The sequence below is a fragment of the uncultured Flavonifractor sp. genome (genome assembly GCF_944383115.1).
Classification (GTDB): domain Bacteria; phylum Bacillota; class Clostridia; order Oscillospirales; family Oscillospiraceae; genus Flavonifractor.
The window spans coordinates 1-6,078 of the sequence record NZ_CALWOJ010000107.1 but is presented as its reverse complement, the minus strand read 5'-3'; the positions used below and the strand labels follow the sequence as shown (position 1 = coordinate 6,078).

Here is a 6,078-nt window from a genome sequence, read left to right as displayed (position 1 = left end):
CGGCGCCTTAGTTTTTGAGGCTCTGCATGGGGGCGGGAATGCGGCCGCCCCGGGCCACAAAGGCCTCGGCGCTCTGGGGATGGACGGGCATGACGGGGGCGGAGCCCAGCAGGCCGCCGAACTCCACGGTGTCGCCCACCACCTTGCCGGGGGCGGGGATAATGCGGACGGCGGTGGTCTTGGAGTTGACCATGCCGATGGCGGCCTCGTCGGCGATGATGGCGGAGATGGTGGCGGCGGAGGTGTCGCCGGGAACGGCGATCATGTCCAGACCCACGGAACACACGCAGGTCATGGCCTCCAGCTTGTCCAGGTGGAGGACGCCGGAGCGGGCGGCGGCGATCATGCCCTCGTCCTCACTGACGGGGATGAAGGCGCCGGACAGGCCGCCCACATGGGAGGAGGCCATGACGCCGCCCTTCTTCACCGCGTCGTTCAGGAGGGCCAGGGCGGCGGTGGTGCCGTGGGTGCCGCAGGTCTCCAGGCCCATCTCCTCCAGGATGCGGGCTACGGAATCGCCGATGGCGGGGGTGGGGGCCAGGGACAGGTCCACAATGCCGAAGGGCACCCCCAGACGGCGGCTGGCCTCCTGGGCCACCAGCTGGCCCATCCGGGTCACCCGGAAGGCGGTTTTCTTAATGGTCTCGGCCACCACGTCGAAGCTCTGGCCCTTCACGTCCTGGAGGGCGTGGTACACCACGCCGGGGCCGGACACGCCCACATTGATGATGCAGTCGGGCTCGCCCACGCCGTGGAAGGCGCCGGCCATGAAGGGGTTGTCCTCCACGGCGTTGCAGAACACCACCAGCTTGGCGCAGCCGAAGCCACCCTTGTCGGCGGTGAGCTGGGCGCACTCCTTGATGATGCGGCCCATGACGCCTACGGCGTTCATGTTGATGCCCGCCTTGGTGGAGCCCACGTTGACGCTGGCGCACACCAGGTCGGTGCGGGCCAGGGCCTCGGGGATGGCGGCGATGAGCTTCCGGTCGGCCTTGGTGGCCCCCTTCTGTACCAGGGCGGAGAAACCGCCGATGAAGTTGACCCCCACCGCCTTGGCGGCGTTGTCCAGAGCCACGGCGAAGGGGACATAGCTGTCGGTCTCGGAGGCCCCGGCCACCAGGGCCATAGGCGTCACCGAGATCCGCTTATTGACAATGGGGATGCCGAACTCCCGCTCAATGGCCTCGCCGGTGGCCACCAGATGCTCGGCCTGGCGGGTAATCTTGTCGTAGATCTTGCGGCAGGCCACGTTGGGATCGGCGTCGGCGCAGTCCAGCAGGGAGATGCCCATCGTAATGGTGCGCACGTCCAGATGCTGCTGGTCGATCATATGTATGGTATCAAAAATTTCCGTCGTATTGATCATGAAGCCAACCCTCAAATCTTGTGCATAGCGTTAAAGATGTCCTCCCGCTGGATGCGGATGGACAGGTCCCGATCTTTGCCCTCCTGCTCCAGCAGGGCGGCCAGGTCGGAGAAGGGAATGTCGCAGTCGCCGGCGTCTACCAGCATGACCATAGTGAAATAGTCCTGGAGAATGGTCTGGCTGATGTCCAGGATGTTGACGTTGTGCTGGGCCAGCAGGGCGCATACCATAGACATAATGCCTACCCGGTCTTTGCCAAGCACGGTAACGATGGCTCTCATATACAATACTCCTTTTAATCTCTATTCTATGGAAACGGGCGGGGTCATTCCCGGCCCATCTCGTCCAGGGTCATGCTGAAGGCGGGGAGGAGGTGGGTGAGGAAATAGTCCACCTCCGGCAGATGGTAGCCCTTCAGTGCCTCCAGCGTCTGGCGGGCGGCCTGCCGGAACTCACTGTTGCCGGCTTTCAGTTCCTCCAGGCATTTGATGTGGGCGGACAGCTTGTCCGCCGCCTTCACCAGGGCGTGGGTATCGGGGTCGTAGTCCTCATGAAGCAGGGGGGAGAAGGCCGGGCGCATGGCGGGGGGCAGCATGGCCAGCAGCTTGCCGGCGGAAAACTCCTCCACTTTTTTGTAGGCGTCCCGGATCTCCGGGTCGTAGTACTTGATGGGGGTGGGCAGGTCGCCGGTGAGGATCTCGGGAGCGTCGTGGTACAGGGCGGCCATGACCGCCAGGCCGGGGTCGGCCTCTCGCCCAAACACATCCCGCCGGATCACCGCCAGGGCGTGGGCAAGTACCGCCACCATGTGGGAGTGTTCCTGAATATTCTCCTGAAAGGTGTTGCGCATCAGCCCCCAGCGGTTGATGTACCGCATCCGGGACAGATAGGCAAAAAAGGGGTGTTGATCCACGTCGCTTGCCTCCTATCCGGTTGAAAACAAGTTATTTTACCACAAAAGCCCGGCGCTGTAAACGGCGCCGGCGGGTATTTGCCTGTTTTCCCAAACAAAAAACGCCCCGCCGGTTGTGGAGTCATCCTCCTCCACAACCGGCGGGGCGCAGGTTTCAACGGGGAAAGGGCCTGTATCAGTCCTTCTGCAAAGCCTTGGTGACGGTAACCGCCCGGGCGCCGGGGCCGATGTGGCAGGCCACCGACAGGGACAGGGGGTCCATGTGGATGGGATAGCCGGGGAAGAGGGCCTCCAGCTCTTCCAGCCACTCCTGGGCGTCGGCGCGGTCGCCGGTGTAGGCGGCGGCAATGTGGAGCTGCTCCGGGCCGGACAGGCCGGCAAACTCCGTCTCCATCGTTTGATGAATGGCGTCGATCATGGCCTTTTTGGCGGCCTTCCAGCCCCGCACCTTGGCAAAGGAGTCCAGCTTCTCGCCCTTGATCCGCAGCACCGGCTTGATGCCCAGCACTGCGCCCAGGGCGGCGGCAGCGGGGGTGCAGCGTCCGCCCTTCTTTAAGTACTTCAGCGTATCCACCGTGATGTAGATGTCGGAGTCGAATTTGGTCTGCTCCAGGTAATCGTGGATTTCCTGGGCGCTCTTCCCCGCCTGAACCATGGTCAGGGCGTCCAGCACCGACTGCCGCTGGGTTACGGAAATGCGCTGATTGTTGACCACAAACACCTTGTCCTCATAGTCCTGGGCCAGCATCATGGCGGTCTCGCAGGAGCTGCTCAGGCCGCTGGACATGGGGATATACACAATCTGGTCATAGTCCTGGAGGATCTTGTCCCACAGGTCGGTGACATCGCCGGGGGAGGGCTGGGTGGTCTTCACGTCGGCATCTTCCGCCAGACGCTGATAGAACTGCTCCTGGGAGAGGGTGATATCCTCCAGAAACAGCTCGTCATTGATGTAAAAAGGCATGGGCAGCACAAAAATGCCCAATTCACGGCCCTGGGCCTGGGTAATGCCGCTGTTGCTGTCGGTAGCAATGGCAATCTTTTTCATAAGTAACCTCACTTTATCTGTCCACCCGGGATCATGGTAGGATCATGACAGCCTCGGTAAGTGCATTATATCTGATTAAAGAAAAAAGTCAAGGCGTGGGAAGGGTTTGCACATCATTTCCGGAACGGGACAAGTCATACCGCCGCCTCCGTCTGCATAGGGTAGAGAGAAAGCTGCCCACGATCTTACAGATGAGGATGGTGCGAAATGAAAGGACCGATCTTATGGAAGCGGCTGCTGCGCCGCAGCGCGGCATTGTTCCTGGCCACCCTGGCGGTGTGGCTGCTGATCCTGTGCGGCGGCGGGGCCGGGGCCTTGCAAAGCCTGGGGGAGAGTGGAACTTTTGTGTCCACCGCCCTGGCCGCCGAGCTGGGCAGGCCGGACGAGGAGGGGGCGATGGATGGACTGGACGGCTGGGACCGGCTGGCGGTGGGTCAATCCATGCTGTTGGCCGGGAACCAGGGGGCGGTGAACGACTACCTGAGGAAAGGCGGGGAGACCGAGGAGGAATTGCAGCTGCCTGCCGGGCAGCCTGCCCAGGATCACGATGACCTGGTGGAGGAGCCCCAGACCACCACAGCCCCTTCGGACATTGTGGCCCGTACCCTGATCCCCACCAGCCCGGAGGGCTACGACGTGGCCGGGGGCCTGTACCTCTACAACCGTACCGGTGAGAGCGTGGATCTGGCGGCGGCTGCGGAGGCGTCCCTCTCCATCACCCTGCCGGAGGAGGGGCCCCAGATCCTCATCGTCCATTCCCACGCCACCGAGTCCTATACCCCCGACGGCACCGATGTGTACACCCCCTCCGGCGGGGTGGGCCGCACCCTGGAAGAGGAATACAACGTGATCCGGGTGGGGGACGAGATGGAACGGGTATTCACCGAAATGGGCCTGAGCGTGGTTCACGACCGGACGCTCCACGACTACCCCCGGTACAACGACGCCTATATCCGCTCCGCCCAGACGGTGGAGCAGTACCTGGAGCAATATCCCTCCATCAAGATCGTGCTGGACGTCCACCGGGACGCCCTGGTGGGGGAGGACGGCACCGTATACAAGGCGGTGACCCGGATCGATGGGGTGGATACCGCTCAGGTGATGCTGGTCATCGGCCACGGAAAGGACGGCAGCAACCCCCACTGGATGGAGAACCTGGCCCTGGCCTGCAAGATCCAGACCGGCATGAACACCCTCTATCCCACCCTGGCCCGGCCCATGACCTTCCGCACCTCCAGCTACAACCAGGAACTGTCTCCCGGCTTTTTGCTGGTGGAGGTGGGTACCCACGGCAACACCCTCCAGGAGGCCCTGGCCGCCGCCCGGCTCTTCGCCCGCTCCGCCGGCCAGGTGCTGCTGGGACTGAAAGAGTAACAGGGACAAAAAAGCACGCCGCCGGCGTGCTTTTTTTGCGGGCCGGGCGGGCAAAGTGATTTGCGCTTTTTGACAAAATCACATATAATAGAACCACTGTACAGAAACACAGAGGGAGGCAGACTATGATCTTGAACGTGCTGGCGGTAGGCGACGTGGTGGGAGAGAGCGGCGTGGAGTACCTGAACCGCCACCTGCGCAGCCTGAAAAAGCTCCGGGATGTCCACTTCACCGTGGTCAACGGGGAGAACGCCTCCGGCGTGGGCATCCTGCCCCGGCAGGCCCGGGACATCTTCGACGCCGGGGCCGACGTCATTACTTTGGGCAACCACACCTGGAACCGCATCCAGATCGCCGACTTTCTGGAGGATGACAAGTATACCCTGCGGCCCGCCAACTACACCAACCGGGTGCCCGGCCGGGGCTGGGGGGTGTACGACGGCCCCAAGGGCCTGCGCATCGGCGTGATAAACCTCATCGGCCGGTGCGAGATGGACAGCAACTTTGAAAACCCCTTCACCACCGCCGACAAGGTGCTGAAACGGATGGAGGGGGTGGACGTGGTGCTGGTGGACTTCCACGCCGAGGCCACCAGCGAGAAGGGGGCCATGGGCTATTACCTGGACGGACGGGTCCAGGCCCTGTGGGGTACCCACACCCATGTGCCCACCGCCGACACCCAGGTACTCCCCAAAGGCCTGGGCTTTGTCACCGACCTGGGCATGACCGGCCCCGCCCGCAGCGTGCTGGGCATCCGCCCCGACCAGGCCATCAACCGCTTCCTGGGGGGACTGCCCCGGCGGTTTGAGCAGGCGGACGGCCCCTGCAAGCTGGAGAGCGTGATCTTCTCCATCGACACCGACCAGCGCAAATGCGTGGGTGTGGAGCGGGTAGACCTGCACGACTGATTCAGATCCTGTTGGAAAGGAACATACCACTATGCTGACCATCCTTCACGGGGCGGACTTCCATCTGGACGCCCCCTTCGGGGCCCTGCCCCCCGATAAGGCCCGCCAGCGGCGGGAAGAGCAGCGGCAGCTGCTGGACAAGCTGGCCGACCTGGCCCAGGAGGTAAGGGCCGACCTGGTGCTGCTCTCCGGTGACCTGCTGGACTCCAGCCAGACCTACCAGGAGACGGTGGAGGCCCTCTCCCGCACCCTGGGCCAGATCCAGGTTCCGGTGTTCATCGCGCCGGGCAACCACGACTGCTACGGCCCCCGTTCGGTGTATGCCGGTACGGTGTGGCCCGACAACGTACGCATCTTCTCCACCGTGGCGGTGGAGTCGGTGGAGCTGCCCCAGCTGGGCTGCACCGTCCACGGCGCGGCCTTCACCACCCCCCAGGCCGACCGCTCCCCCCTCATGGGCTTTACCGCC

Annotated in this window: 7 protein-coding genes; 3 read left to right on the top strand and 4 right to left on the bottom strand. The window is 63.5% G+C overall.

Annotated elements, in window-relative coordinates:
* Positions 1-7: 7 nt before the first annotated feature.
* From Q0K43_RS09780 to Q0K43_RS09765, 4 genes are all read right to left on the bottom strand, one after another.
* Complete coding sequence (locus Q0K43_RS09780; protein ID WP_297290353.1) at positions 8-1,366, bottom strand: PFL family protein; 1,359 nt, start codon at positions 1,364-1,366, stop codon at positions 8-10.
* An 11-nt stretch (positions 1,367-1,377) separates the two neighbouring features.
* Complete coding sequence (locus Q0K43_RS09775; RefSeq protein ID WP_297290352.1) at positions 1,378-1,647, bottom strand: ACT domain-containing protein; 270 nt, start codon at positions 1,645-1,647, stop codon at positions 1,378-1,380.
* 44 nt (positions 1,648-1,691) lie between these two features.
* Positions 1,692-2,279: a 5'-deoxynucleotidase gene (gene yfbR, locus Q0K43_RS09770; RefSeq protein ID WP_297290351.1), complete on the bottom strand. Its 588-nt coding sequence runs from the start codon at positions 2,277-2,279 to the stop codon at positions 1,692-1,694.
* Between the two features lie 175 nt (positions 2,280-2,454).
* The gene (locus tag Q0K43_RS09765; RefSeq protein WP_297290350.1) at positions 2,455-3,327 is read right to left on the bottom strand and encodes a DegV family protein; all 873 of its coding nucleotides are present in this window, start codon (positions 3,325-3,327) and stop codon (positions 2,455-2,457) included.
* Positions 3,328-3,534: 207 nt separating this feature from the next.
* On the opposite strand from Q0K43_RS09765, the gene Q0K43_RS09760 reads away from it, so the two are divergent.
* The 3 genes from Q0K43_RS09760 to Q0K43_RS09750 all read left to right on the top strand — a co-directional run.
* Complete coding sequence (locus Q0K43_RS09760) at positions 3,535-4,701, top strand: stage II sporulation protein P (RefSeq protein ID WP_297290349.1); 1,167 nt, start codon at positions 3,535-3,537, stop codon at positions 4,699-4,701.
* A gap of 125 nt (positions 4,702-4,826) precedes the next feature.
* A complete protein-coding gene (locus Q0K43_RS09755; RefSeq protein ID WP_297290348.1) occupies positions 4,827-5,609 on the top strand; it encodes a TIGR00282 family metallophosphoesterase in 783 nt (260 codons plus the stop codon).
* 31 nt (positions 5,610-5,640) lie between these two features.
* The coding region (locus Q0K43_RS09750) for a metallophosphoesterase family protein (RefSeq protein ID WP_297290347.1) at positions 5,641-6,078 on the top strand (438 nt) is incomplete at its 3' end.

Bases quoted from the DNA above. Each gene is read 5' to 3' on its own strand.
- Q0K43_RS09775 (WP_297290352.1), bottom strand. From the start codon at position 1,647: ATGAGAGCCATCGTTACCGTGCTTGGCAAAGACCGGGTAGGCATTATG.
- Q0K43_RS09765 (WP_297290350.1), bottom strand. From the start codon at position 3,327: ATGAAAAAGATTGCCATTGCTACCGACAGCAACAGCGGCATTACCCAG.
- Q0K43_RS09780 (WP_297290353.1), bottom strand. From the start codon at position 1,366: ATGATCAATACGACGGAAATTTTTGATACCATACATATGATCGACCAG.
- Q0K43_RS09760 (WP_297290349.1), top strand. From the start codon at position 3,535: ATGAAAGGACCGATCTTATGGAAGCGGCTGCTGCGCCGCAGCGCGGCA.
- Q0K43_RS09755 (WP_297290348.1), top strand. From the start codon at position 4,827: ATGATCTTGAACGTGCTGGCGGTAGGCGACGTGGTGGGAGAGAGCGGC.